Genomic DNA, 23,891 nt, shown 5'->3' on the forward strand with positions numbered 1-23,891 from the left:
GAAGCATGCCCTATGGCAAAACAGCCGAAAACCAGCGCGCCTCCGCGGGAAGATGCCCGCATTCAGGAATTTCCCGGCATGATCGCACCTTCCATCATAAAATTCAACACGGATTACTTTATCTGCGGTAACACCTTCCGATTCGTTTGGGTGCTTCGTGAATATCCGGCCTCCACGGAGGAACAGACAATCCTACGCTACCTGGGTGGAAAGGACGGCGCAGCGAGGTTTTGGGCGTCCGCTGGGGTTCCATTGACTTCGAGAAGAACACAATCGCCATCGAGCATAAAGTCATTGATGGATGTGCCGCTGGGCAGGAGGGCCTGTTGCTGACGGATGAGATGAAAACCAAATCCAGCCGCCGGACACTCCCACTGCTTCCGATGCCGGAACGTGTTCTGCAAGAAACAAAGGCCCGTCAGGAGGAGTATCGCAGAGCATGCAGGAAGGGATATTGCAAGAAGTATCTGGAGTATGTCTGCGTGGACAGTCTGGGAAACCTGCTGAGTCCGGCCTTTCTGAGCGCGCACTTTTCCTACCTTCTTCAGAAGAACGGTCTGCGGCATATCCGTTTTCATGATCTGCGCCACACCTGCGCCAGCCTGCTGGTTGCTGAGAGAGTGGATATGAAGCGCATTCAGCTCTGGTTGGGGCACAGCAATTCTTCCACCACTGCCGACATTTACGCTCACCTGGACTTTGCGAGCAAACGCGAAACCGGGGTGGTGATAGGAAGTTTGTTGGATGGGTCACTTGATAGGGATAGAACGACGGATAAAGCGAAGCTTTGTATGCCAGATGAAGAGTCTGAGATCCAAATCACCAGAGGGACAAAAACGTGAAAAACAGCCACGGAAGAATCCTTCCATGGCTGACGTTGGCGGAAGCGGTGGGATTCGAACCCACGAGACCTTGCGGTCTACCTGATTTCGAGCCGTTGGGGAAACGGCACGGTATCTCCCAGAACATCACGGTTCATCACGGGAAAAACCGCCGTGAAACCTAGTGTTTCCAAGACTTTGAGCCAGCAAACCCTGATAAAATAAGGACTCATAAGCGCTCTGGTTTATCAACCGGATTTCAGACAAAAATGCCGCTGTTTTGCTTATTTTCTGCAAAAGTGCAAGAAAACTGCAAGATGAAATTCCCTGACGCCATGCGCCTTTCAAGAACCGACCTTGTAAAATTGCAAGAAGCAAGACCCTGATTTTAGAATGATTCTCCTTTCTGCCGTCGGCAAACAACGGAAAGGAAGAATTTAAATGACACAGGAACAACTCCGTAAAAAGCTGGAGCGGCAGTTCAAAAAATATCCCGACTGCGTATTTCCCGAGGACGTATCCAAAATGCTCCGCCTCGGTATCAACACCGTTTACCACATGCTGAAGGGCAACCTGATCTCCTGTTATCTTGTGACCAACAAATATCATGTGGCCAAGCAGGACGTGATTGACTTTGTTCTCGCCAGCGGCTACACCGAATGCATCTCGCCCACCGACCAGCGCAAGGAAATCCAAAAGTACTGCGCCAAGCCGCGAACTGCTTCTGAGATTTCGAGTATACTGGGGATATCCAACCAATACTGCCGAAAGGTGCTGCTGGCGCCCATGTGCCGGGAGAAGATGTTGGAATCCTATGTTTCCTCAGGTAATGACCGTTACAAGGGCGTGGTGCTATATCAGTGCAAAAAGCAGAAGTCCGAACGAGGTTCCCAAAAATGAGCAAGTATGCCGATTTGAAGGACCGGTATCCTGAAGACCTGACTCTGGACGAAATGCGCACGATCTTGCATATCAGCAAGCGTAAAGCGAGCTATATGTTGAAGAATGGCTACATCCCCTGCAAAGACAGCGGCAAGAAGACGCGCAACTTTCGGGTCAAGCTGAAGGATGTCATTTCTTATCTGGAAGAGATGGAAGAGCATCCGGAAAAGTATATGCTTCCCAGCGGAGCCTTTTCTTCTGCCACTCCGCATCAGCACGGCAAAGGGGCACAAAGGCTGCCTGTAGAAGAATTCCACCTCTGGCTGGAGGATGAGTGGTTTGCCGCACCGGATGCCATGACCAAAAGAAAAATGGCTCAGTTGACCGGCTATTCCGATAGCGCCTTTCAAGGCTGGATCTCTACGGGAAAACTGCGATGCGTTTCACTTTATAACCAATCTGTAACGGCCAAGGTATGGTTAATTGATTTTTACTGCCATGACGGCTACCTCATTATACATAAATCGAAAAAGCATCAGAAACTGCTGAATCGTTTTTTTGAGGAATATCATGGCGAAACCGCGCGGCGTTGATATTTTGATGAACTTAGGCTAAAATAGAAACCGGCTCTGTTTTAGCCTGAGTTTTTATTCAGCCAGGAGGTTGACAAGATGGAAAAATTCATTCCCTATGAGAAACTGTCCAAGAAAAAGCGACGGGAGCTTGCCATAGCACGGCGAGAAAGTTGGGGCGCACTGAATCCCGTTACCCGCAAGCCAGAAAATCCAAAAGCCTACAATCGGAAAAAGGCACGGAAATGGAGTGATGAATCACCCATGACCGTGCCTTTTGATTTGAATTATTTATCCCGCACGGAATATTTCACTTTATTTCCGTATTTTTGTGCTGACAAAAGGCCAAGGTCCTCAAATTTTAGCACGAAACCGCGTATCGTGGCATAGGCGGCGTTGCCGAAATCCCGTTCAAGCTGTTTGGTCGAAAATTCGCCGTTCCCGTATGCGGACAGGGCAAAGTTCCAAAGGTCCTTTTCTTTCTCTGTGATTTGGCCGTCATCCAATGCTTTGTTGAAAGTCGCCATCGTGTTGACCTGCGGCAGCGCACTGCCGAGTTTGTTGTATACATTTTCAATGAAGTAGACTAAGAACGGCGTTACATCCATCACGCCGCTAATCTTCGTATTTCTCTCGACTAGCGAATAGGCACTGTAATATCCCTTTCGGCTTCGCTCGATGTAGCTGGAGAACGGGATAAACAACGTTGATGAGTAACCCTGCCTCTTCAAGTACCATAGATGTATAAGTCTGGCCATGCGACCGTTGCCGTCAAAATACGGATGCAGATAAGCAATATAGAAATGGATAACCGCCGCCTTGAGCAAGTCGTTCATCGTGCTTTCAGCATTGATGAAGGTTACGAATTTGCTCATATATTCAGGAAGCTCTTCATAAGGCAGGCCGGTATGCTCCAGTTCCTGACCAATGATATACACACTGTCGTGACGATAGAAGACGCCCGGCTTTAGTTTGTCGTTTTCCGGCAAGTATTGGCCGATAGCTATATCATAAAGAGTGTGTATGTTATCCTCAGTGATCTCGTTGTCAGGATCAGAAATAAACTCAAGGCCCTTTTTCATGCCAAAGATACGGTTCTCACTCTCGTCGGCAGGCGCGTAGCCGCGCAGTATTTTTCTTACGCTATCGCGTGAGAAATCAATGCTTTCTATGGTAAGCGAAGATGCAATTTCGTCCTCCATTGCCTTGAGCCCAAAAACTTCGTTTGAGCTTTGGGGCGTGAGGAGGCGTTTTACTGCCTTCATCCGTACCTGTGCCGCATTTTCCATATAGACAAGATTGTTCCCGGAAAAGTCAGGGATGGGCATGGTTTTATAAACGCTGGATTTTAACAGCGATATGAGTTCTTGCATGTTGACATCTGGAAACTTGTATCTTATTTTTTTCAGATCGGTAATGCTTTTATCTGAAAGTATCTTGGCATAGAGCGCCGCATCCATATACTCACCTCATCTTACGATATTATTTAGTATCATTATGTATCAGTATAATGCAAATTATACCGATATGCAAGGGTAATTGACTATTGCAAAAAGATAAATGGTTTTCTCGACGCAGGGTTATAGTTAAACTGGGAGAGCGCCTGCATGGCATGCAGGAGGTCAGCGGTTCGATCCCGCTTATCTCCACCAAAAACAATAAGCCACAAGGCCAAAACCTTGTGGCTTGCGTTTTATCTACGGCGACCGGACACTTGATAAATATCAGGGGAATGCGGAGATCAGTCATCTCATGATGGGTAATCCTTGATATCCTCATTTTCATAGAGCGATCCCATTACCAAAAGCGAGGGAAGAGCTATGTTTTCCAATTGGAGGACATAGCTCTTTTTTTATATCCAAACGCGAAAATCCTAATAATCGCGGGCGTTATAAAAATGGAGTAGCTATTCCGTTCTCTTCGTGGTATCCTGTGTGCTTGACAAATCAAAAGAAGGAGATGAATATTGGTGAGCGTAAACGCCAAAGAAGAAGAATATAAGCATGTGGAGCTGTTCGGCCGGCCCGCGCTTTTCACGAATTCCCGCATTGACCGCGGCACCGTGCCGGAAGGCTTCCACTGCTACGACCTGCGCGGCTCGGACCGCGACCCCGGAAAACCGACGACGGTGGAAAATCGGGTGGCCGTCAATCACGCCGGTACGGTGCTGACAGCCGAGCCAATCACCATTCCCAGGGAGGGCTTTCGCCGATTGCGCGGCGGCCTCAACTTTCTCGGTGAATGTCTGACGCTCCCGGAATTCTGTGAAAAGCAAAATCTCAGGCTCCCACCCGACGACCGGAAGTTTATTCTGCGGCCTGCCTCTTCCAGTGAGGCGGGCCTTTTTTTCGCCCTGCCGAAAGGACGGGACGCGGAGCTTGGAACCATTGGCCATATGCGGATCGATTTCGGCGGTGAAGGAAAGGAGTTCTGGCACACATGGTGGCCGAGGGGCGACGAGGAATTGAACAGCCCCGAATTCAAAGCGGAGCTGAAAGAGCTGGTGAATGAACTGAAGGAAACCGGTCCGCTGAAAAGTCTCAGCGCCATGTCCGGCTACTGCGCCGGGTATGGCGGCCAGATCGAGGGCGGCGGGCGGCAGGACTATGGCTACATCGTGGAAACGGAGCATTACTGCTACTGCCTGCGGTGCAATCCCGGTCCCGGAGATTATCAGGCGTACCTTGCGGCTTTCGATCTGCGGGTACAACAGAGGATGAATATGAAACAGAAAACGCCCGCGCAGGATTGCGGCCTTGAAGATGGAATCGAGGATCAGACGCCCGAACAGGGCATCACGATGGGAGGCTTATGAGATGAGACAGCATCCGAAATGGCTGGAGTTTTTACGCGAGCAGTACCCGCCGGGCACACGTATCCGGCTCGCACAGATGAACGATCCCTATTCCCCCGTGCCGCCCGGCACCGAGGGGACGCTCGAGTACATCGACGACGCGGGCCAGTTCCAGATAAATTGGGACAACGGCCGCACCCTCGCGCTCATCCCCAGTGAGGATCACTTTTCCGTCATTCCGCGGCCGCTCCAGACTCTCAAGCTCTACATGCCGCTCACCGTCACCACCTATGAGCGCGACGAATACGGCGACATGGACAACGATCCCGTCGAGCTTGACAGCCGGACGGTCCTTCCCTATGAGGATCATATCCTCGCCGCCATTCTGAAGGAGCGCGCGCCGGAGGAAGCGGAGCGCGGCCTCATGAAATACTATGGCGCGGACGACGCTGTAAACGACAAGGTGCGGTCTTATGTTTTCACGGTGGAACGTGTCCAGGGCCAATTGATGGGAGTCGCTGAGTGCCGCATCAAGAGCGAACTGACAGCTGAGGAACTGGAACGGCTAAAGGGGAACATCTCCGGCCAGGCGTCCGATGGGTTCGGGGAAGGCTTCGAGCAGCGGCCGATCAAGACCCCGGACGGTGAGATTTACGTCAGCCTGTGGAGCAGCGAGAAAGGCTGGAACATCATGACGCAGGATGAGCTGGAGCAGAGCCAGCAGATGGGAGGCATGCGGCTTGATCAACAATAAAAGAATCATGGAGCTGGAGATCAGCCGTCCCGGTACGTTCGGCTCGAATACTTCGTCGACAATTGCGTTGCCCGCCACCCCCTATGAGCTGTTGGATGCACTGGACAGGGCGCGCGTGACCGACGAACGGGTTATCTACTCCACGGAAATCCTGCGCTGCGAACTGGACTACCTGCCCCAATTTCTCAGCCCCAGCTCCAACCTGTATGAAATGAACCATCTCTCCCAGCGGCTGGCCTCACTCAGCGATTGGGAGCTGGACTGCTTCGAAGGGATGGTGATGATGGACGCTATCCAGAACAGCTATGCTTTGATCCCTGTGGATCGGCTGATCAACATGACCGCCAGTATGGAGCACTGTCAGATCGCCTACGAAGCACACAACGACGAATCCCTCGGCAAATTTTATGCGGAAAACGGCTTCGTGCCGCAACTGGACAGCCTGCCGGACAATATCTACGCATGGCTGGACTTCGGCAAGATCGGAAAAGAGATTCGCGAGGGCGAAGGCGGCGTCTTTACCCCGCACGGCTATGTGGTGCAGAACGGTATGATCGCGCGGCTGTATCAGAGCGGAGAGGCCGTCCCCGCCGAGAAGCCGGACTACACGGTGCTCCTGCGCGTGACCAAAGGGTATTTCAACGATCCCGAATCTGACAACGGTCTCTCCGCGCTCCTGAAGCTGCCCGCCGGCGATCAGGAGCTTTTTCAAGCGGTGAAGGAGGTGGACGCGGTATCGCCGGAGGACTGCTCGTTTGTCGCCGTGGACTGCGCCATTCCGCAATTGACGGAGAAAATCACAGATGAGCTGGAAGCAACAAATGGCGATTGCTACGGTCTGGTCAACGAACTGGCGGGACAGCTCCGGCATCTTGACCGCGAGGGCGGCGTCCCCATTTGCAAGGCGATGCTGATGTTGGCGCCCAGGGACATCTCTCTGGAGGAAGCGCTCGACCTCGCGTATCAGACCGATGAATTCAGGCTTCTGCGGGAAACCGCGACCCCTGCGGATTACGCGAAAGCGGAGCTTGCGAAATGTACAATCCCGCTGAAAGAGGAACTGTTTGCCAGTGACGCGGCCCTCTGCTCTTACGGTGAAAGGCTCATGGAGCGCGACAAGGCTTCCTCCACCGAATACGGTGCCCTCGTCTCACGGGGCGGCCGGACGGTGGAACAGTGCCTGAATCGGCCCGAACCGCAGATGGAAATGAGGTGAATGAATCATACTTTTATCCAGAGATGTGCAACCGTAGACAGAATAAACTTTGCGTCGCCTTTTGATTTTAACGAAGATCAAAAGGCACTTTTTTGTTTCAGGAGGAAAAATGTTGGCAGGACAATCGAATACGGTTAACAAACGGCGCCGCCTTTGCAAAAAGGCAGCGCCGTTTCCGTTATAAGGAGATGAACCATGGATCAGAAAACAAAAGAAAAACCCGGAACAGGATCGGCGGGCCCTCCGAAGCCGGTAACCCTCCCGCTTCCCAAAGAGCTGTCCCGCTGCAAAGGCTGCCCGTACCCTGGAATCGGCTTCATCTGCTGGAACACGGACGGGACTTGCATACGCACGGATGAGGAAGAAATGAACCGCCGCGATGGAAGAAGGCGGCGCAAGTGAACAGCATCATCAGCTGGATCGGCGGGAAGAAAGCTCTGCGCGACCAGATCTACCGGCGGATGCCGATTCAGATAGGACGATATGTCGAGGTGTTCGGCGGGGGCGGCTGGGTGTTGTTCGGACGAAGGCCCGACTCCGCTATGGAGGTGTATAACGACTTCAATGCCAATCTTGTCAACCTTTTTCGCTGCGTCCGCGACCGCCCGTTCGCGCTTCTGAAGGAACTGAACTTTCTGCCCCTTAACGGGCGGGACGAATTCGGCGTCCTCAAAAAGTATCTCGAAAAAGAGGAATTCACCAGCTCCTACCTGAAAGAGGAACTGGAGATCGCCGAGCGTTACCTGGCTCCTCCGGAGTATGAGGAAATCAAGCCGATCCTGCTCGAAAACGCAACGATGAATGACGTCAAGCGGGCCGCGGCCTTTTACAAACTCGTCCGCCTGAGCTACGGCAGCGGCTGCACCAGCTACGGCTGCCAGCCCTTCGATATCCGCAAGACCTTCCATTTGTTGTGGGAAGGCAGCCGGAGGCTCCGCGACACGGTTATAGAGAACAAAGACTTCGAGGCCCTCATCCGGCAGTACGAGCGGGATGACGCCTTCTATTACTGCGACCCGCCGTATTACCAGACGGAAGGTCATTACGCCGTGGCGTTTGGCCTCGAGGACCATTACCGTCTGCGGGACACGCTCGCTTCCTGCAAGGGGAAATGGCTGGTGAGCTATAACGACTGCGCATTCATCCGTGAGCTCTACCATGACTTTCAGATCGAGGCGGTCAGCCGCCTGAGCAACCTTGCCCAGCGGTATGACGGCGGCTGCGAATACGCCGAAGTCCTTATCGCCAACTATGACACCAGTGAAAGACTGCGCGAACTGCCGGTGCAGATGAATCTCTTCGGTTCGTCCGACGCCGGCCTTTTTTGCTATGCAAAAGCATAGCAAAAAAATAAATTCAACCGCGCCACATGCGCGAAAACTTCATGCGCTCCCGCCTCGTTTGCATCCATCGTGGCGCGCGATAATCCGCGCATGAAGTTTTATGACCAAACGGCCCAAATCAAGGAGGAAAATGCAATGAGATTACTTGAAACCAGCGCCGCCGTCGACCGGAAAGGGCGCCTCAGAATTCCCGAGGAAGTCTCCATTCAGCTGGAGCTTTCCCCCGGCGATGAAATCCGTGCCCTGATCTGCGACGATTCGCACACTCTGCAGGCTCTGTGGCGGGAGTTCGTTTCCCGCCACGGCGTGGAGGATGAACAGGATCCGGCTGACAACGAGGCTTTGGAGGAAGTTGTGCTTCCCGGGGAGATGCTGGCGCAGGCGGGGTTCCGCGCCGGCGACGAGCTTGACGCCGTCTGCGGCGAGCGGAAGATCGTCATTACGGCCTCGGACGAAGCGCCCGGCCGTCTCGACCCTCTTGACAGCCTGCCGGACGATCTGCGCAGGCTGTGCGGTGATCTCGGATTCAACCCCGGCACGGTTCGGAACGTGATGCGGGAAGGAGGTTATTTCCGTGAATAAGCCGATTTACAAGATTCTCGACGCCAAGGGGCGCGTGCTGATCCCGCGGGAAGCGCGCTCAGCCGCGGGCATGGACTACGGCGACATTGTCCGTCTGGATGTTCAGAACGGCCGGGTGTCGGTCAAAAAGGTCAACATCGTCGAGGTTGGGGACAAATCTCCGGAGGCGGTGGAAGCATTCGTGCACGCCGCCATCCGGGAGATGCCGGAGGATAGCCAGATCGCCATCGCCGCCCGGCTGCTGGAGCTGATCCAGCAGAGAAAGGAAGGCCGCCATGGATGAGAAACCGGCCTATGGCGAGGAAGACTGCGTCCAAACCGGAACCGGCATGTTCATCTCCGGTTATGTGATCGTCCTCAAGCCGGAAGCATTGCCACAAGATCAGCACGGTATCCGTCAGCTCCTCTTCTGCGAAGGCGGATGGGGCAGCGGCCCGGACGAACCCGACGGTTCTTCCGTGCGCGCCGTTTCCCTCGCCAACGGGGAATGTGTTCGCCGGAAACGCAGCGAGATCCTTGGGTTGCTGAAAACCGAGTTGCTTCCCGACCGCGCGCGGCTTCAGCTGTCACAGATCCGGCCCCTGGATTCGGAGGTTCCCAAGGCGCCGCAATTTTTCGGTTACTGCTTCCTGCCGGACGGGCGCTATGCCGCGGGTGTTCCTCTTTCCGATGAGATGGAGGTGCGGGAGTACATCGACACGCAGCGCGGATACCAGCACCGCGTCATGATCTGCGACAGCGAAGACAGCTGTGTATTCGAAATGACCGCGGGTAAGGTCATTTTCCCTACACAGGAGGACATCGAGCGCTTGAATGAAGAACAAACGCTGTCGGACGCGCCCGTATCCGGCGGGATGGAAATGAAACCGTGAATTTCCGAGAAAGTGAGGCGATCCGGCAATGAAGAATATTGAAATCCGAAACGGCCGCGTCCTGTATTACGGCAATGAAGCGGGCTATGTGGAAAACGGTAGGGCCGTGGTCGACCCCATCTTCCAAAGCGATGAGCTCTCGGACTTTCTTACAAAGGAGAAGCTCGAGACTCTATGGACCAACGGTGTATACGACCGGCTCACTGCCGCGAGAGAAACCACAGCGGCGGGCGCGGAGGTCCCCGCAGCCGGGCGGGCCCATGGTTTCCCCGACCGCCCGCCGCTGAAAAGCTGCCGGATATGGCAGCTGAAGCCGAACGTGGATGTCCGCATGAAATTCGTCGGCTACGACGAGCTGCTGAAGAACTTCGGCGAGCCGGATCCCGGCAATTACCAGATTGCCTACGACGGGCAGGTGGAAACCAACGATCTGGAGGAACTCTACACCAAATTCAACATCGATCATCCGCCCGGTTACGAGGGGCACAGCCTTTCCATGTCGGACGTGGTGGAGCTGTACGACGAAACGGGCAGCTCCTTCCACTATGTCGACCATTTCGGCTTTAAAGAGATCGGATTTGACCCACCCGGGCAGGAGATGCGCCAGGGGCCCGCCCTGAATCCCTGAAAGGTGCTTTGAGATTTAAAACAAAATACATGGAGGTGTGGAATGAACCACGAAAACAACGACGGAAAGGAAAAAAATAAAAAGCGCAAAAGGGTGCTGCCGATTATCCTGCTCATCCTTTTGCTTGCGATCATCGGCATCACCTTTTCTTTTTGCCATGCCGGGACACCGAATGGTGGCGGCCCGTCCCCATCCAGCCAATCGGCCCCTTCTTCTTCCCTCGACGATAACGGCAACGCCTTACCGGGCGGGTACGTTCCCAAATCCCGGCAGGAGATCCTGTCCGAGCTGCGGGAAGAGGAGGTCGTAGTCACCGACAAAGTAAGCGAACAGATCGCTTTTTCAAGCGGCGTCAAGGGCGCGGTCGGCACATGGACGGTGGAGAACCCGGCATCCAACAAGGTGATTGAGCAGTGCGCTGTCATACTGAACGGACAGACCGTCGCGGAATCGGTGCCGATCTATCCGGGCCAGCATATTGAGCAGATCACCCTCTCCCAGAAGGTAGCCCCTGGTACTTACGACGTCATCGCAAATATCAAATATTACAGCACGGATACCAAGTCACTGCTTGGTCAGGCGGATTACCGCCTCAAGCTCACCGTTTCGTAAAGCCGGATTTCCGGCTTACAATCAGATTTATAAGGAGGATTCCCCATGAAAAAGGGTATCAAAAAACTGCTTGCGGGCATCGTCACCCTCGCCATGCTTTCCCTCGCGGCGGTTCCGGCGTTTGCCGCGACCACCACAACCGACTCGGGAACCGGCAGCGTCACCGGCTCTGTAACCATCAACGGATCCATTTCGCCGCTGACGATCAGCGTGACGCACCCCATCAACGTCGCCTACGCCATCAGCCCCGACGCCGGCACGTTCACTTCACCGGACATCGGCATCACCAACAACACCAAAACGGCGGTCAACGTCACCGTCCAGTCCCTCGCCGCAGCATCCGGCGGTACGCTGACCTTCACCGATGTCGACCCCGCGTCCAAGTCGTGGAATACACTGAACAACGCGGATTCCAAAAAATACATCGCGCTCGGCGTGAAAGCAAAGGACTCCACCGGCTGGAACTCCGGTTACAGCACCGCCACCCATTGGGCGACCACCCCGTCGCCGCTGCTGGTCGGATCGCTGAATCCCGCCACGAACGGGATCCTGACGCTTACGGCGGATTACGGCCTTGCCTTCGACGCAGCCTACACCGCAAACCACAGCCTCGTGTTCCTGTTCCAGCTCACATAACCGATAACGGACAGGCGACCGGAGGCACACAGTTTCCGGCCGCTGTCTGTCCCCCGGAAAGGAGGTCAAACTCTTCATGCATCGCTTCAAGCGCCTGTGTTGCGTCCCGCTCCTTGCCTGCTTTCTCCTGTTCACGTCCATTTTGCCCGGCATCACGGCCTCCGCGGCAACCACCCTGACACTTTCTGCAACGCCGAATCCCGCAGAAAATTATGTTGCTTTGAGCTGGACAAACAGCGACAAAAGCCAGCCGTACAGCTACATGCTGTACAGCAAATCATCCCATGATTCGACGTTCCAAAGTATTCCATCAAAGGCCAGCGTGAAAGTGCTGAACATCTACCCCGACGTAACGCCCACCGTCAGCTTTACGACATGGACAGAACAAGGCTATACCCTGCCGAAGTCGGCATCGCTGAAAGCGTGGATGGAGGTGCCGAACCAATATGACCCCAAGGGCTACGGCAAAGGCTTGATTTCGGTTGATCCCGTATCCATTACCAGTTATAATGCCAATCCGAACGCATACCTGAAGAATTCAGACGGCTTGTATAAATATGACACCTTATATTTTGGAGCATGGGATGCCTTTGCCAGCGAGGATCTCTCTGCTGTGGCGGAGACCGCCACCGACGCTTTCATTAAAACCGGCAGAGGGGTGCTGTTCGGTCATGACACGATGGTTGACAATGAAGCCTTTTACCTATCCGAACAGCACCCTTGTTACCTCGGGTCTGGGCACCAATAATTTCTATCTCGCCAGCTGGAGCAATGCCGCAATGATCCAGACAGGTCACTCCAATGGCGACGCTACCCCCGATGAGCAGCGGGTGACGGCGAACACCCTTTTCTATTTAAGCCAGATCACCACCGATACGAGTTGGTCTGATCACAAGGGGCAGGATTTGGACGCACCGGATGCGCCAGCCATTTCAGGCATCACCCATAATTCCGGGCGAACACAATACACGGTCAGCTACTCCTCGCAGGACAATGCTACTGGTTATCAGTATTATGTGGAAAGCACCGGTGAAAACGATGGTATGAAATACGATTCGCCTACCATCAGCACCAGCATCGAAAGCGGGATGAAGGGTTACTCCATTGCCGTCGACAATAACCCATCCGGGGTTCCTGACGGCTCCATCACCACCACAGCAGGAAGTTACACTTTTGCGCGGCCATCCGGCAGCGGTTTTTATGTTCACATTGCCGCTGCCGACAACGTAGGAAATGTTTCAGCAGTCTCGACCTATCATGTGGACGAGCTCGTTTCTGTCACACATCCGGTCAGCGTCGGCTATGCGATCAACCCCAACAGCGCGGCTCCTTTTACGGCGCCGGATGTCCAAATCGTCAACAATTCCACGATCCCCATTCGGGTTTCCGTCCAGAGCCTATCCGCATCCGCTGGCGGTTCGCTCAAGCTGAACGATGTGCCGCCGTCCAAGTATACGGATTGGAGCAAGCTGACATCCGTACAGACCAGATCGGATATTGCCCTCGGGCTTGGGATCAGGGAAACAGCAACCGGAAGCGGCACATGGTCGGAGATCGACCGAACAGCCCCGCTCTATGCCTCAGATATCGCAGGCCGGACTTTCCTCGGCATTCTGAACCCCAACGGTGCCGCGGGGACCCTGGCGCTCACGGCGAAATACGGTCTTGCCTGGGATAAAGCCTACACTTCGGTTCACAGCCTTTCGCTGTTTTTCGATCTTACAGATTGAAAACGGATTTTTTCCACTGACAGCGGAGGGCTGTCTTTTTATGCCCAAATTTGAAAATACAGGAGGAACAAGTCATGAGTGAAATGCAGAAAGCACAGGCCGCCGCGCCCGAAAGCCCGGCGCAGCCCATGCAGGTGGATGTGAAAATCGGCTCTATCCGTCCGGAGGGCAACGTCAAAGCCTACGCTTCAGTCAACCTGAACGGCTGCTTTGCTATCCGCAATGTCAAGGTGCTCGAAAGCAGCAAGGGGCTGTTCGTCAGCATGCCGAGCTACCGGGCCAGGAACGGCGAGTACCGGGACATTTGCTTCCCGGTCACCAAAGAATTCCGGGAGCAGCTCAACGGCGCGGTGTTGGACGCCTATCACCAGGCGCTGATCCAGGGGCAGAAGGAGGCCCTCAAGCAGCAGTCTCCCGAGGCTCCGAAGCAGGAAGCCGGAATGCAGATGACGGGCGTGTGACGCCCGCCATTTTTTCACCCCAAAGCATAAACAAAAATTTTTGACGGAGGTACTTCATGAAAAAGAAAATATCCAGCGCGAAAAAGGGGTTCGCGTGTAGGCTGCTCCGGTTTTATGCCAGAGTGTCATCACGGAGGGCGGAGGGGTTCGTGGACAGCGCCATCAAAATCCTAATCGCCGTCGTCATCGGCGCCCTGCTCCTCGCCGGCCTGTACGCCCTGTTCGGCAACACCATCCTGCCGACCGTGACCCAGCGGATCAAAGATATGTTCAACTATGCCGGGTAAGCGGCCATGGCCTGGATTCGAGCCGCCGCTTTTTTTCTTCTGCTGTCGGCGGCGGCTGCCGGTGATCTCAGAAACAGGGAGATTCCGAGGGGCGACATTCCCGGCATATTTCTTGCCGGACTCCTCTGTTTTAACCCCATCAAACTGTTTGGAATTTTTGCGGGCGCCCCCGTTTTTGTCCTCGCTCTGATCTGCAAGGACAGGCTGGGTTTCGGGGACGTATGGCTGACCATCGCGGCCGGGTTCGTCGTTGGATTTGAGCATGGATTGTGGGCACAGATCATCGCCTACAGCTCCATGCTCTTTTTTTACGTCGGCTGTCGGATCTATCGGAAGTACAGGCCGCATGGAAGGGTGCTGAACCAGCCATACCCCCTCGCGCCTTTTATCTCATTCGGATTTATCGCGGCCTATTTTCTATGAATATTGGAGGGATTATCTCGTGAGCTTTTTCAAAAACCGCACCGTTCTTGGGGCGCTCTGCATTTTGCTTTCACTCCTCATTTGTTTTGCGGTCACGCCCCTTTTTAACGCCGGAGTTTCGCATAAGACGAGCATCGTGCGCGTCACGAAGGATATTCAGGCCGGGCAGCAGATCACCAAAGACATGGTGCAGACCGTGGAAGTCGGAGGTTATAACCTGCCTTCAAATGTACTGAAAAGCCCGGACAGTGTTGTAGGAAAATACGCCGCTGCGGATCTCGCTCCCGGCGACTATGTTCTCAGCACGAAAATTACCGGCACTCCTACCGTGTCAAACGCCTATCTATCGGACCTCAATGGGAGCAGGCAGGCTGTTTCCGTGACACTTAAAACCCTTGCGGAAGGGGTTTCCGGCAAACTGCAACCGGGCGATATTGTCTCGGTTCTAGCCCCGGACTACCAGAACCAGGGCAGCACCGTCACCCCGAAGGAACTGCAGTATGTGGAGGTCATCGGCGTGACCACCAGTGAGGGCGCGGATGCCGACCAGCGTGACGCTGGATCCAATTCGTCTTCAACGGAAGATGCAGAAAAGAATTTGCCAAGCACCGTCACCCTGCTGGCGACGCCGGAGCAGAGCGCCATCCTCGCGGGGCTGGACGCGGACGGGAAGCTGCACCTTGCCCTTGTCTACCGGGGCGGCAAGGACAACGCTCAGAAATTCCTCGACGCACAGGACAAGGCCCTAAAAGAGCTGTACCCGGACGCCTCCAGTACGGTGCTGACGGATTCTTCCGGCCCGGCTCAGGGAAGCAGCTCTTCTCAGACCGCCTCTCCCTCCGGCGAGGGGGGACAGTAATGTTTCATTTTCAGACCGGAAGCCTTTTCTCCCGGAGCTCCGGCGCGCCCAAGGCGGATCCCGAACCGGAGCCTTCCACACAAATTCTGGCCGTATGGGGCAGCCCCGGCAGCGGGAAGACCACGGTCAGCGTCAAGCTGGCCCAATACCTGACGGGTCAGCGCCGCAACGTGCTGCTTCTGCTCTGTGACAGCACGACGCCCATGCTGCCCTGTATCTGCCCGCCCGCCGATCTCGAGTGCGAGTGTTCCCTTGGGAGTGTCCTTGCCGCCTCGCATATCACCGCGAGCCTGATCCGGCACAACTGCATCACCCATAAGCGCATCAGCCACCTGAGCATTCTCGGGATGCGCAAAGGGGAAAACGTCTTTACCTACCCGCCATATAACTCTGAGCTTGCGGCGGAACTGATCGCCGGTCTGCGGGAGGTCGCACCCTATGTGATCATCGACTGTGGCAGCGCCATCGCCCACGATATTCTGTCGGCGGTGGCGCTCATGGACTCCGACGCCGTTCTGCGGCTGGTCGGTTGTGACCTGAAATCCGTCAGCTACCTGTCCTCCCAGCTCCCGCTCCTCAAGGACAACAAATGGGACGCGGAAAAACAGTATAAGGCGGCAAGCAATATCCGGGCCAATCAGGCCAGCGAGAATATGGAGCAGATTCTTGGCAGCGTCGCATTCAGGCTTCCCCATTCCGACGAACTGGAAAACCAGATGCTCGCGGGAGATCTGTTTCGGGATCTGTCGCTCAAGGAAAGTCGGGGTTTTCGCAAAGAAATCCAGAAAATCAGCAAGGAGGTGTTCGACGTTTGAAGCCCATTCATATGACAGACAGCCAGAACCTGTTTTTTACACCTGCAGATGAAGCCAGAGACTTCGGAGAGGTTCTGCGGGAAGTTCAGGGATATATCTCCACTCACTACGCCTCTTTGCTTTCGGCGGGGGCGGGCCTTGAATCCAAGGCGCAGCTCAAACGGTACATCGCGCAGTATGTGCGGGAAAACCGGATCGCCGTCTCCGGCATGGACCAACCCCGGCTCGTAGAGGCGCTACACACCGAGATGGCAGAATTCGGTTTCCTGACCCGTTACATTTTCGGCTCCGGAATTGAAGAAATCGACGTCAACGCCTGGGACGACGTGGAGGTGCAGTACAGCGACGGCAGCATCAGAAAGCTCGATGAGCATTTCGATTCCCCGGCGCACGCCGTCAGCGTCATCCGCCGTATGCTCCACATATCGGGCATGGTGCTTGACAACGCATCTCCGGCCGTGCTGGGGCATTTGAGCAAAAACATCCGCATCGCCACGCTCAAGGATCCTCTGGTGGACGAGGACGTGGCGGTGGCCGCGTCCATCCGGATCGTCAACCCGCAGAACATGGGGCGTGACGATTTTATTCGCCTCGGCACGGCAACGGAGGACATGCTGGATTTTCTCTCCGAGTGTCTGCGCTACGGCATTTCCATCTGCGTCGCGGGGCCGACCGGATCCGGCAAGACCACACTTGCGGGCTGGCTCCTGACCACCATACCGGACAACAAACGCATCTTTACCATCGAATCCGGAAGCCGCGAGCTTTCGCTGGTGAGAAGGGATGCAAACGGGAAAATCCGCAACAGCGTCATCCACACGCTGACCCGCGACAGCGAGAACGGCCGGCAGCGGATCGACCAGACCGATCTGCTGGACATCGCCCTGCGTTTCAACCCCGATTATGTTGTTGTAGGTGAAATGCGCGGACCCGAGGCGGACGCGGCGCAGGAAGCCGCCCGCACCGGCATCGCTGTCGTCACCACCATCCACGCCAACTCCTGCCAGGCAACCTATTCCCGCATGGTGTCCCTGTGCAAGCGCGCCGTCGATACGCCCGACGCGACCCTCATGGGCTATGTCACCGAGGCGTTCCCGCTGATTGTATTCTGCAAACAGCTGGAAAACCGGCAGCGCCGTGTAATGGAAGTAATGGAGTGCGAAATCCTGCCGGATGGCGCGAGAAATTTCCGCCCCATCTTCCAGTTCGCCATCGGCGAAAACCGCATTGAAGACGGCCGGTTCATCATCAGCGGCAGTCACAGCGTGGTACAGGGCATCTCTCCGAGCCTGCAGAGGCGGCTCATTGAAAACGGCATGCCGCAGGACATCTTCAAACGAATTCTGCAGATTGGAGGCGAGGCCGCATGACCGCAATAGAGCTGTTTGCCTGCGCCGGCCTGATCGCCGGCGCATTTATGATTCTGAAGCTCTCGCCGCTGGAATTCGCGGACGGACTGTTCGGCTTTCTGCTGAAACGGCCCCGGAGCATCCGGGATGAGATCAATGAAACCACCAGGCGAAAAAAGCCGTCATTCCTGCGCCGTGAAATCAGAGAGGCGCAGGAAATCCTCCGGATGACCGGACAGAGCGAACGCTTTTCCATGGTCTGCGCGGCGTCGCTCCTGTTCTTCGCTCTCGGAGCGTGCGTTGCCATTCTAATGCAGAATGTGATTCTGGTGCCGGTTCTGGCGGTGGGGCTCGCGTTCCTGCCGTTTCTCTATGTCAGGACGACGGCGGAGCACTTCAAAAAAAACGTCGCCGCCGAACTGGAAACGGCGCTCTCCATTGTCACATCGGCCTATTTGCGCAATGAGGATCTGCTGACCTCGATAGAGGAAAACCTGCCCTATCTGAACCCGCCGGTGAAGAATGTTTTTGCGGAATTTACCGCGCGGGTCAAGCTCATCGACCCCGACGTCGAAGCGGCAATCCGGGAGATGAAACCCAAAATTCAAAACGAAGTGTTTCAGGAATGGTGCGATGCCGTCGCCACGTGTCAATACGATCGGAGCCTGAAAAGCACGCTGACGCCGATTGTTACCAAGCTCTCCGACGTCCGCGTGGTCAACGCCGAGTTGGACTACTTGGTGTTTGAACCGCGAAAGGAATTCGTCATCATGGCGCTGTTGGTTGTCGGCAACATCCCGCTCATGTATTTCCTCAACCGGAGCTGGTACGCGGCGCTGATGCACAGCCTCGCGGGCCAGATCGTCCTTGCGGCCTGTGCCGCGGCGATTTTCATCAGCGGTGCCTTCGTGATCAAACTGACAAAGCCCATCCGCTACAGGAGGTGACGTGGATGACGGGTCTGCTGTTTCTTTTTGCAGCCCTGCTTGCGGCGGGGCTGTTTTTCCTTCTATCCGATTTGCTGAAGCTTCCGACGCTGGCCGCGGCCAAGGCTTTGCTGAGCGCCGGGAAGCCCCGGAAAAAAGCCGCCAAAAGCGTGGAGGCTTACCTCATGACGTGTGCCGGCAAGCTGGCAAGGTTTATCCGCATGAACGAATACAAACGCAGCCGGTTGGAGAACACCCTCAAGGCGGCTGGAATCCCCATGACGCCGGAGCTTTATACCGCATACGCCATTGTAAAAGGAGGCGCGATCGCCGTATTGGCAATTCTCTGCCTGTTTCTTCTGCCGCTGCTGGCTCCGGTGCTGATGCTGCTTGCCGCCCTTGTATATTTCAAAGAAGTCCGAAAGGCGGACGAGCAGCTCAAGGCGAAACGCGAGCAGATTGAAAGCGAGCTGCCCCGCTTTGTGGCGACCATTGAGCAATCCCTCAAATCCAGCCGCGACGTGCTGGCGATGCTGGAGCATTACAAGCAAAACGCGGGCGAAGCCTTTGCGAACGAGCTGGGAATTCTGACCGCCGACATGCGCTCCTCCTCCTATGAGGCGGCGCTGACCCGCTTTGAGGCCCGGTTCAATTCGCCTCGTATATCCGATGTGACGCGCGGCCTGATCGGGGTGCTGCGGGGCGACGACGGAGCGGTATACTTCCAGATGCTCGATCACGACTTCAAGGCGCTGGAGCTCCAGCGGCTGCGCGGCGAGGCGCTTAAAATTCCGCCGAAGATCCGCGTCTATTCCTTTGTGATGCTGATGTGTTTCCTGTTCACATGGCTCGCCGTCATGGCGATCTCAATCATGAAATCCCTCGGCACCATGTTTTAGCGGCGAACCGCCGCTGATATGACGCGGGTGCAGACAGCATCCAGCGGAAAACAAGGCACCCGGGATCCTGAATATATCCATGTATGTGAGGAAGGGAGGTTTATAGATGGACCATCAGAAAACGCTGCAGGAGCTTCAGGAAAAGCTCGATGAAAATTACAATGCCTTTGTGCAGGGATGGTTAAATCTCGACACACCGACCCTGATCGAAAAAGCGGAGGAAATCGCCGCAACCAAAACGGTATACAAGGCGTTCCGGGCCAGCCATTTCAGGGACATGGAATATCTGCTCCGGTTTCGGAACCCTCTGGAGGTTGTGCGGGATCAGTGGATGGAGGAAGAATCCTATGCGCCCGATGAGGATATGGAGCATGTTCTCTGGTCGGTCGCGGACCGCGGGGATGCGGAGCATAGTTATGAACTTGACGAGGATTTTCACCCTCCGGAACAGCAGGGGGTGAAACTGTGCTGAAACGGCTCCGCTCCCGCCGCGGGGAAGGTTATATCGACATCGCGGTGCTGGTGCTCTGCGCCATGCTGGTCATCGCTTTCGCGGTCAAACTGTTTCCCGTGTATATAGAGAAAAACCAGCTGGACTCCTTTGCCACGGAGCTGTGCCGGGAAGCGGAGATCTCAGGCCGCATCGGTACGGAAACGGACGCACGGGCGCGGGAACTGGAGGAACAGACCGGGCTGCACCCGTCTGTCGACTGGTCAAGGACAGGTAAAATCCCGCTCGATCAGGAATTCACAGTGACGGTGTCCGCACAGGCAAATATCGGGCTGTTCGGCGGACTCGGCAGTTTTCCGATCAATCTGGAAGGAAAGGCCAACGGGAAAAGCGAAATTTACTGGAAATGAGGTGAAGGAAAACGTGCGCAAAAAACTGAAGCATATTCTGAAAGACCGGCGCGGGTTTTCTTTCCCGCTGGTTGTGGCGGTCGCCCTCGCGCTGGTGCTCATCCTGTGCGGGATCTCCGAATACCTGCGTCTATGCATCATCGCGTCGGGCGTCCGGGATGCGGTGCAGTCTGCCGTCGTCGCTACCGTAACCGACAATTACAGCAACGTTTATCACGGAATCCGTGAGGGATATTCCGGTGGATATCGACCCAGCGGCTCTTCCTGGGTCGGAAGCGTCAGTACCGGCGATATCTACGGGCGGCTTGATCGGAACCTCGGCCTTACAAATGAAAGCGGAGCCCATGTAAAGGAAGCAGACGGTGCGGAGGAATTCAAGATATCTGGTTTGTCGGTGACCATTCAAAACGCACCGCTGGCGCCCTCCAACCCTGCAAACAGTCCGGTCTTTGCGGCCGACGCGACGATTCAACTGGAAGTACCGGTGAGCTTCGGTGGTAAGACGCTTTCTCCAATGCACGCCACATTGAAAGTTCGGGCAAAATATATGCCTGTTTTCTAAAAAAATCGCAGTAGCAATAGACTTTTTACCCTTTCTGTGATAGTGTGTGAAACAAGAGGAAACAAACGGAAAAAAGAAAAAAGGAGGTCAAACTCCATGAAGAAATTACCTGACAGAGCCAAAAGGTCGCTGACCATCGCCGGCATCGGCGTGGTGTGTGTGGCTGTGATAATCGGGATTTCCTATCAGCTTAAGGCCGAGGGAGCCAAAGACGTTGACGTCACACCGTCCTCCTCAGCCTCCTCCAGCGAAGTGACTGTCTCACCTATCGGGACGGATAATAATACAACGGAAAGCACGGCGCCTTCTTCGTCCGCATCCTCCCAGGCACAGGAAGCTTCAAGCAAGGCGGATCAGGCGATCCAGCCCGATGTATCGAAACCCGCGGCACCTTCCTCCAAGCCTGCCGCACAGGGCAGCACCACCAATCCTTCCAAGGCACCGACGTATAGCTCGAAGGATACTTCTCCAGGCAAGGGATCCGGAGATCAAAACTTTCAGAAAAAAGACGGGAAAATCTATGTCCCCGGATTTGGATGGGTAACGAACAACGGCGGCGGTGGCTCGGGAAGTACAGCGAGCGATATGTATGAAAACGGAAACAAGGTCGGACAGATGGACTGAGTCAAATTTCAAAATTTAAAACAGTATTTAAGACGCACAGCATAGTTAGGCTGTGCGTCTTTTCCATTTTGGAGGCGATTATGAAGCGGCTATTCAGCATCTTTCTTTCTCTGGCATTGCTACTGACGCTTTGCACTCCGCTCAGCGCCTATGCCGATGGGGACGGGGACGGAAACATCGATCATGGAGGCGGCGGGCTCGGAAACGGAAGCGACGAGAATTTCTGGAACTCCGGTGATGAAGGTGTCCGAGTAACCGTCATCCGGGCCAGCGACCATGCGGTGGCGTCAGCTTCCGTGGATTTCACCAACAGGCATCCGGATAATATTATTATCAACTTTGGAAAAGTAAGCAAGATCGCCTACAACAACGGCCATGCGCTGGCACTGAATACCGGCCGGTATTCTTATGTCAATCCGGCGCAGCCGCTTCCCAAGATCATCAACTCCGATCAGGGGCAGTCCAGTATCGAAGTGATAAAAAGTTATTTCACTGACGAACAGGTGCTCCGAAGTATTGCAAACCTGACTGGCTTTAGCTACTCGATTCTTACCAATGGCAATTACAAAATTCTGTTGGAACCTATCGCATATTTCACTTTTTATGGCGCACGGGTGGCGATGACCGCTACGGAAGCCGCATTGTACGATCAGAGACTCGGAGGCGACCTTCGTTCCAAGATGGCGTCCCTGACGCACAAGAATTTGCCGCTTTCTATGTTTCTCGATACCTCGGATCTTGGTTACCCCGCCTGGACGGGTTCCAGAGATGATCGCGTGTCCGACTCCACGATTATTTCCTCTCTCGGTCTCGGCATCGTCCGCTTTTCCGCAGCCGAACCGCCAACGCAGGTCAGCACTCAGAATTACACTTACCGTGTCAACACCGAAGTTATCACACCGGTGACTGTCAGCGGCGGGCAGTCGGATCCCGACCACCCGGTAACGGTAAGATTCAATATCGGCGGCAGAAACTATGCGGTTGGCAACGTATATTATCCTGACGGCGACAGTCAGCTGGCTTGGGTGCGCTGGACAACGCCTTCCACGCCGCAGTCCATGGCCATTCATGTGTCTGCAACGGGCAGAGGAAGCACCAGTGAAGGCACGATCAACGCGAGCATTGTGGATCTTTCCGGTCATGACCCGCCTGATCCCAACGCCGATGACCGAAACAGCGGCTATTCCCCGGCGAGTATGCCAAGCAATCCACAAAAAACTTCGGCCTCATGGAACGTATGGCGGCCCGTATGGCATGCCGATTGGGTGTGGGTTTCGGACTGGGTTTGGCACGGCGACGACACCAGCGGTTCTTGGGAGGACAACGGCAGTTGGGTTGATCACGGCTGGTGGGACTTTGCCTGCGATACCTATTCCGCGAGCCTTTCCGCATCCATGAGCATCACGCCGGACGGCAAAGACCCGACTGCATCCGACGAAACAATCAAAAGCGGATATGGGATCAATCAGACCGCTGCGGCGTCTGTCAGCACCAATCAGTCCTCGGCGGTAACTGGCGCTCAAACCGCCGTCACCTACTTCCCCGAATTTGGGTATAAGACGTATTGGCGCCTGCTGGACCCGACAGCCGGCGGGTTCAACGCACGGTTTGAATTTGCCCCCAACCGCTATTCCACCTACAACCGGCGCACTCATTTCACACCGCTTTGGATGCCGGACGGAAGCTATACTCCATACACCTTTTTGGAAGATTGTTGGACCCCGACCGGCATGCTCAGCATGAATCTGACCGACTCAGTGACAATTAGGGGAAACCTGTGGTCGGACTGGCGCGCCATCCCGGCATTACCCTGAACCATCCGCAGATAAAGAAGAAGGCCGTAGGCATCATGCTCTGCGGCCTTGAATTTTATCCTACAATGAAAGGTGTGAAAGCATATATGAAAAAGCGGAAGAAGTTTGTGATTCTCATTTGCATGGCTTTAGTGATGCTCTCCGTGTTTTGTATCACAGCGTCCGCAGCCGGCAGCGGCGACGTGGCGGGGGCGGTACAGAGTACCTGGTCGACTGCTTCCCAGCAGATCAAGACGGTGGTCAACAAAGTGGTTTTCCCCGCTATTGATCTGATTCTTGCTGTTTTCTTCTTTGCAAAACTTGGCACGGCTTATTTCGACTACAGAAAGCAGGGCCAATTTGAGTGGGCCGCGCCAGCCATTTTGTTTGCGTGCTTAGTTTTCACCTTGACGGCCCCCCTTTATATCTGGGGTGTCATCGGGATGTAGCCAATTGACCGGTCAGCCTAATCCCGGTGTTATAAGGTCTAACCAGCAGACCGCTTGGCGTTTCCGATATTTTGTTTGTTATTTTCTTGCTTTGTAAAGGGCAATTCGGTATACGGTGGCTTTTTATTTTGCGCAAAGGAA

Annotated in this window: 32 protein-coding genes and 1 pseudogene; 31 read left to right on the top strand and 2 right to left on the bottom strand. The window is 54.9% G+C overall.

Annotated features, from left to right (window positions below):
- Positions 1–12: 12 nt before the first annotated feature.
- Positions 13–219 (top strand): annotated as a pseudogene (locus tag VA597_RS15450) (type VI secretion protein); the annotation flags it as partial.
- Positions 220–230: 11 nt separating this feature from the next.
- Positions 231–842, top strand: coding sequence for a site-specific integrase (locus VA597_RS15455; protein WP_164919097.1), 612 nt, complete (start codon positions 231–233; stop codon positions 840–842).
- Positions 843–968: 126 nt separating this feature from the next.
- Here VA597_RS15455 and VA597_RS15460 read toward each other — a convergent pair whose 3' ends face one another.
- Positions 969–1,199 (bottom strand): hypothetical protein, encoded by a 231-nt coding sequence (locus VA597_RS15460; RefSeq protein WP_326974840.1) that lies wholly within the window; start codon positions 1,197–1,199, stop codon positions 969–971.
- Between the two features lie 63 nt (positions 1,200–1,262).
- On the opposite strand from VA597_RS15460, the gene VA597_RS15465 reads away from it, so the two are divergent.
- Together VA597_RS15465 and VA597_RS15470 are read left to right on the top strand one after the other, a co-directional pair.
- Positions 1,263–1,721: a helix-turn-helix domain-containing protein gene (locus VA597_RS15465; RefSeq protein WP_212506717.1), complete on the top strand. Its 459-nt coding sequence runs from the start codon at positions 1,263–1,265 to the stop codon at positions 1,719–1,721.
- A 65-nt stretch (positions 1,722–1,786) separates the two neighbouring features.
- Positions 1,787–2,296, top strand: a complete 510-nt coding sequence (locus tag VA597_RS15470; protein ID WP_326974841.1) for a DNA-binding protein — start codon at positions 1,787–1,789, stop codon at positions 2,294–2,296.
- Positions 2,297–2,562: 266 nt separating this feature from the next.
- Here the strand turns inward: VA597_RS15470 and VA597_RS15475 are convergent, their stop codons facing one another.
- A complete protein-coding gene (locus VA597_RS15475) occupies positions 2,563–3,735 on the bottom strand; it encodes a Fic family protein (RefSeq protein ID WP_326974842.1) in 1,173 nt (390 codons plus the stop codon).
- Between the two features lie 509 nt (positions 3,736–4,244).
- Between VA597_RS15475 and VA597_RS15480 the strand changes: the two genes are divergently transcribed.
- The 27 genes from VA597_RS15480 (at position 4,245) to VA597_RS15610 (ending at position 23,750) form a co-directional block, all read left to right on the top strand.
- Complete coding sequence (locus VA597_RS15480) at positions 4,245–5,090, top strand: LPD28 domain-containing protein (RefSeq protein WP_212508581.1); 846 nt, start codon at positions 4,245–4,247, stop codon at positions 5,088–5,090.
- A 1-nt stretch (position 5,091) separates the two neighbouring features.
- On the top strand, positions 5,092–5,823 hold the full coding sequence (locus tag VA597_RS15485; RefSeq protein ID WP_174193227.1) for a DUF4314 domain-containing protein: 732 nt from the start codon (positions 5,092–5,094) through the stop codon (positions 5,821–5,823).
- On the top strand, positions 5,810–7,039 hold the full coding sequence (locus tag VA597_RS15490; RefSeq protein ID WP_326974843.1) for an antirestriction protein ArdA: 1,230 nt from the start codon (positions 5,810–5,812) through the stop codon (positions 7,037–7,039). Before VA597_RS15485 ends, VA597_RS15490 begins: the two co-directional genes overlap by 14 nt.
- A gap of 195 nt (positions 7,040–7,234) precedes the next feature.
- Entirely contained in the window at positions 7,235–7,441 is a 207-nt protein-coding gene (locus tag VA597_RS15495) for a hypothetical protein (RefSeq protein WP_212506713.1), read from the top strand.
- A complete protein-coding gene (locus VA597_RS15500) occupies positions 7,438–8,382 on the top strand; it encodes a DNA adenine methylase (protein WP_326974844.1) in 945 nt (314 codons plus the stop codon). Before VA597_RS15495 ends, VA597_RS15500 begins: the two co-directional genes overlap by 4 nt.
- A 135-nt stretch (positions 8,383–8,517) precedes the next feature.
- Positions 8,518–8,964, top strand: a complete 447-nt coding sequence (locus tag VA597_RS15505; RefSeq protein ID WP_326974845.1) for an AbrB/MazE/SpoVT family DNA-binding domain-containing protein — start codon at positions 8,518–8,520, stop codon at positions 8,962–8,964.
- The gene (locus tag VA597_RS15510; RefSeq protein WP_433406858.1) at positions 8,951–9,247 is read left to right on the top strand and encodes an AbrB/MazE/SpoVT family DNA-binding domain-containing protein; all 297 of its coding nucleotides are present in this window, start codon (positions 8,951–8,953) and stop codon (positions 9,245–9,247) included. The genes VA597_RS15505 and VA597_RS15510 overlap by 14 nt, the downstream gene beginning before the upstream one ends.
- A complete protein-coding gene (locus VA597_RS15515) occupies positions 9,240–9,836 on the top strand; it encodes a hypothetical protein (RefSeq protein ID WP_212506709.1) in 597 nt (198 codons plus the stop codon). The genes VA597_RS15510 and VA597_RS15515 overlap by 8 nt, the downstream gene beginning before the upstream one ends.
- A 28-nt stretch (positions 9,837–9,864) precedes the next feature.
- A complete protein-coding gene (locus VA597_RS15520; RefSeq protein ID WP_326974846.1) occupies positions 9,865–10,464 on the top strand; it encodes a YodL domain-containing protein in 600 nt (199 codons plus the stop codon).
- 42 nt (positions 10,465–10,506) lie between these two features.
- Positions 10,507–11,076 carry a hypothetical protein gene (locus VA597_RS15525; protein WP_326974847.1) on the top strand — a complete coding sequence of 190 codons (570 nt, stop codon included), beginning with the start codon at positions 10,507–10,509 and terminating at the stop codon, positions 11,074–11,076.
- A 45-nt stretch (positions 11,077–11,121) separates the two neighbouring features.
- Positions 11,122–11,712, top strand: coding sequence for a hypothetical protein (locus VA597_RS15530; protein WP_326974848.1), 591 nt, complete (start codon positions 11,122–11,124; stop codon positions 11,710–11,712).
- Between the two features lie 76 nt (positions 11,713–11,788).
- A complete protein-coding gene (locus VA597_RS15535; RefSeq protein ID WP_326974849.1) occupies positions 11,789–12,460 on the top strand; it encodes a hypothetical protein in 672 nt (223 codons plus the stop codon).
- A 31-nt stretch (positions 12,461–12,491) separates the two neighbouring features.
- Positions 12,492–13,442 carry a hypothetical protein gene (locus VA597_RS15540; RefSeq protein ID WP_326974851.1) on the top strand — a complete coding sequence of 317 codons (951 nt, stop codon included), beginning with the start codon at positions 12,492–12,494 and terminating at the stop codon, positions 13,440–13,442.
- Between the two features lie 83 nt (positions 13,443–13,525).
- Positions 13,526–13,903, top strand: coding sequence for a SpoVG family protein (locus tag VA597_RS15545; RefSeq protein WP_212508580.1), 378 nt, complete (start codon positions 13,526–13,528; stop codon positions 13,901–13,903).
- Positions 13,904–13,959: 56 nt separating this feature from the next.
- Positions 13,960–14,190: a DUF6133 family protein gene (locus VA597_RS15550; protein ID WP_212506704.1), complete on the top strand. Its 231-nt coding sequence runs from the start codon at positions 13,960–13,962 to the stop codon at positions 14,188–14,190.
- A 6-nt stretch (positions 14,191–14,196) separates the two neighbouring features.
- Positions 14,197–14,613, top strand: a complete 417-nt coding sequence (locus tag VA597_RS15555; RefSeq protein WP_212506703.1) for a prepilin peptidase — start codon at positions 14,197–14,199, stop codon at positions 14,611–14,613.
- A gap of 19 nt (positions 14,614–14,632) precedes the next feature.
- The gene (cpaB, locus tag VA597_RS15560; RefSeq protein ID WP_212506702.1) at positions 14,633–15,472 is read left to right on the top strand and encodes a Flp pilus assembly protein CpaB; all 840 of its coding nucleotides are present in this window, start codon (positions 14,633–14,635) and stop codon (positions 15,470–15,472) included.
- Positions 15,472–16,287, top strand: a complete 816-nt coding sequence (locus tag VA597_RS15565) for a nucleotide-binding protein (protein ID WP_212506701.1) — start codon at positions 15,472–15,474, stop codon at positions 16,285–16,287. Before cpaB ends, VA597_RS15565 begins: the two co-directional genes overlap by 1 nt.
- A gap of 11 nt (positions 16,288–16,298) precedes the next feature.
- Positions 16,299–17,657 carry a type II/IV secretion system ATPase subunit gene (locus tag VA597_RS15570; protein WP_212508579.1) on the top strand — a complete coding sequence of 453 codons (1,359 nt, stop codon included), beginning with the start codon at positions 16,299–16,301 and terminating at the stop codon, positions 17,655–17,657.
- The gene (locus VA597_RS15575; protein ID WP_212506700.1) at positions 17,654–18,583 is read left to right on the top strand and encodes a type II secretion system F family protein; all 930 of its coding nucleotides are present in this window, start codon (positions 17,654–17,656) and stop codon (positions 18,581–18,583) included. Before VA597_RS15570 ends, VA597_RS15575 begins: the two co-directional genes overlap by 4 nt.
- A 5-nt stretch (positions 18,584–18,588) precedes the next feature.
- Positions 18,589–19,461: a secretion protein F gene (locus tag VA597_RS15580; RefSeq protein ID WP_212506699.1), complete on the top strand. Its 873-nt coding sequence runs from the start codon at positions 18,589–18,591 to the stop codon at positions 19,459–19,461.
- A gap of 106 nt (positions 19,462–19,567) precedes the next feature.
- A complete protein-coding gene (locus tag VA597_RS15585) occupies positions 19,568–19,933 on the top strand; it encodes a DUF3848 domain-containing protein (protein WP_212506698.1) in 366 nt (121 codons plus the stop codon).
- The gene (locus VA597_RS15590; protein WP_212506697.1) at positions 19,927–20,322 is read left to right on the top strand and encodes a DUF4320 family protein; all 396 of its coding nucleotides are present in this window, start codon (positions 19,927–19,929) and stop codon (positions 20,320–20,322) included. The genes VA597_RS15585 and VA597_RS15590 overlap by 7 nt, the downstream gene beginning before the upstream one ends.
- Positions 20,323–20,335: 13 nt before the next feature.
- Positions 20,336–20,884, top strand: a complete 549-nt coding sequence (locus tag VA597_RS15595; RefSeq protein ID WP_212506696.1) for a hypothetical protein — start codon at positions 20,336–20,338, stop codon at positions 20,882–20,884.
- Between the two features lie 96 nt (positions 20,885–20,980).
- Positions 20,981–21,508 carry a DUF6550 family protein gene (locus VA597_RS15600; RefSeq protein ID WP_212506695.1) on the top strand — a complete coding sequence of 176 codons (528 nt, stop codon included), beginning with the start codon at positions 20,981–20,983 and terminating at the stop codon, positions 21,506–21,508.
- 80 nt (positions 21,509–21,588) lie between these two features.
- Positions 21,589–23,322: a hypothetical protein gene (locus VA597_RS15605; protein ID WP_212506694.1), complete on the top strand. Its 1,734-nt coding sequence runs from the start codon at positions 21,589–21,591 to the stop codon at positions 23,320–23,322.
- 86 nt (positions 23,323–23,408) lie between these two features.
- Positions 23,409–23,750, top strand: coding sequence for a DUF3852 domain-containing protein (locus VA597_RS15610; protein ID WP_086036838.1), 342 nt, complete (start codon positions 23,409–23,411; stop codon positions 23,748–23,750).
- Positions 23,751–23,891: the final 141 nt, after the last annotated feature.

It is taken from the genome of Caproicibacter sp. BJN0012 (genome assembly GCF_035986805.1).
In the GTDB taxonomy this organism is placed as follows: domain Bacteria; phylum Bacillota; class Clostridia; order Oscillospirales; family Acutalibacteraceae; genus Caproicibacter.

Bases quoted from the DNA above. Each gene is read 5' to 3' on its own strand.
- VA597_RS15495 (WP_212506713.1), top strand. From the start codon at position 7,235: ATGGATCAGAAAACAAAAGAAAAACCCGGAACAGGATCGGCGGGCCCT.
- VA597_RS15585 (WP_212506698.1), top strand. From the start codon at position 19,568: ATGGACCATCAGAAAACGCTGCAGGAGCTTCAGGAAAAGCTCGATGAA.
- VA597_RS15525 (WP_326974847.1), top strand. From the start codon at position 10,507: ATGAACCACGAAAACAACGACGGAAAGGAAAAAAATAAAAAGCGCAAA.
- VA597_RS15555 (WP_212506703.1), top strand. From the start codon at position 14,197: ATGGCCTGGATTCGAGCCGCCGCTTTTTTTCTTCTGCTGTCGGCGGCG.
- VA597_RS15475 (WP_326974842.1), bottom strand. From the start codon at position 3,735: ATGGATGCGGCGCTCTATGCCAAGATACTTTCAGATAAAAGCATTACC.
- VA597_RS15515 (WP_212506709.1), top strand. From the start codon at position 9,240: ATGGATGAGAAACCGGCCTATGGCGAGGAAGACTGCGTCCAAACCGGA.
- VA597_RS15580 (WP_212506699.1), top strand. From the start codon at position 18,589: ATGACGGGTCTGCTGTTTCTTTTTGCAGCCCTGCTTGCGGCGGGGCTG.
- VA597_RS15535 (WP_326974849.1), top strand. From the start codon at position 11,789: ATGCATCGCTTCAAGCGCCTGTGTTGCGTCCCGCTCCTTGCCTGCTTT.
- VA597_RS15565 (WP_212506701.1), top strand. From the start codon at position 15,472: ATGTTTCATTTTCAGACCGGAAGCCTTTTCTCCCGGAGCTCCGGCGCG.
- VA597_RS15545 (WP_212508580.1), top strand. From the start codon at position 13,526: ATGCAGAAAGCACAGGCCGCCGCGCCCGAAAGCCCGGCGCAGCCCATG.
- VA597_RS15530 (WP_326974848.1), top strand. From the start codon at position 11,122: ATGAAAAAGGGTATCAAAAAACTGCTTGCGGGCATCGTCACCCTCGCC.
- VA597_RS15605 (WP_212506694.1), top strand. From the start codon at position 21,589: ATGAAGCGGCTATTCAGCATCTTTCTTTCTCTGGCATTGCTACTGACG.
- VA597_RS15600 (WP_212506695.1), top strand. From the start codon at position 20,981: ATGAAGAAATTACCTGACAGAGCCAAAAGGTCGCTGACCATCGCCGGC.
- VA597_RS15575 (WP_212506700.1), top strand. From the start codon at position 17,654: ATGACCGCAATAGAGCTGTTTGCCTGCGCCGGCCTGATCGCCGGCGCA.
- VA597_RS15550 (WP_212506704.1), top strand. From the start codon at position 13,960: ATGAAAAAGAAAATATCCAGCGCGAAAAAGGGGTTCGCGTGTAGGCTG.
- VA597_RS15610 (WP_086036838.1), top strand. From the start codon at position 23,409: ATGAAAAAGCGGAAGAAGTTTGTGATTCTCATTTGCATGGCTTTAGTG.
- VA597_RS15520 (WP_326974846.1), top strand. From the start codon at position 9,865: ATGAAGAATATTGAAATCCGAAACGGCCGCGTCCTGTATTACGGCAAT.
- VA597_RS15485 (WP_174193227.1), top strand. From the start codon at position 5,092: ATGAGACAGCATCCGAAATGGCTGGAGTTTTTACGCGAGCAGTACCCG.
- VA597_RS15540 (WP_326974851.1), top strand. From the start codon at position 12,492: ATGATCCAGACAGGTCACTCCAATGGCGACGCTACCCCCGATGAGCAG.
- VA597_RS15465 (WP_212506717.1), top strand. From the start codon at position 1,263: ATGACACAGGAACAACTCCGTAAAAAGCTGGAGCGGCAGTTCAAAAAA.
- VA597_RS15505 (WP_326974845.1), top strand. From the start codon at position 8,518: ATGAGATTACTTGAAACCAGCGCCGCCGTCGACCGGAAAGGGCGCCTC.
- VA597_RS15570 (WP_212508579.1), top strand. From the start codon at position 16,299: ATGACAGACAGCCAGAACCTGTTTTTTACACCTGCAGATGAAGCCAGA.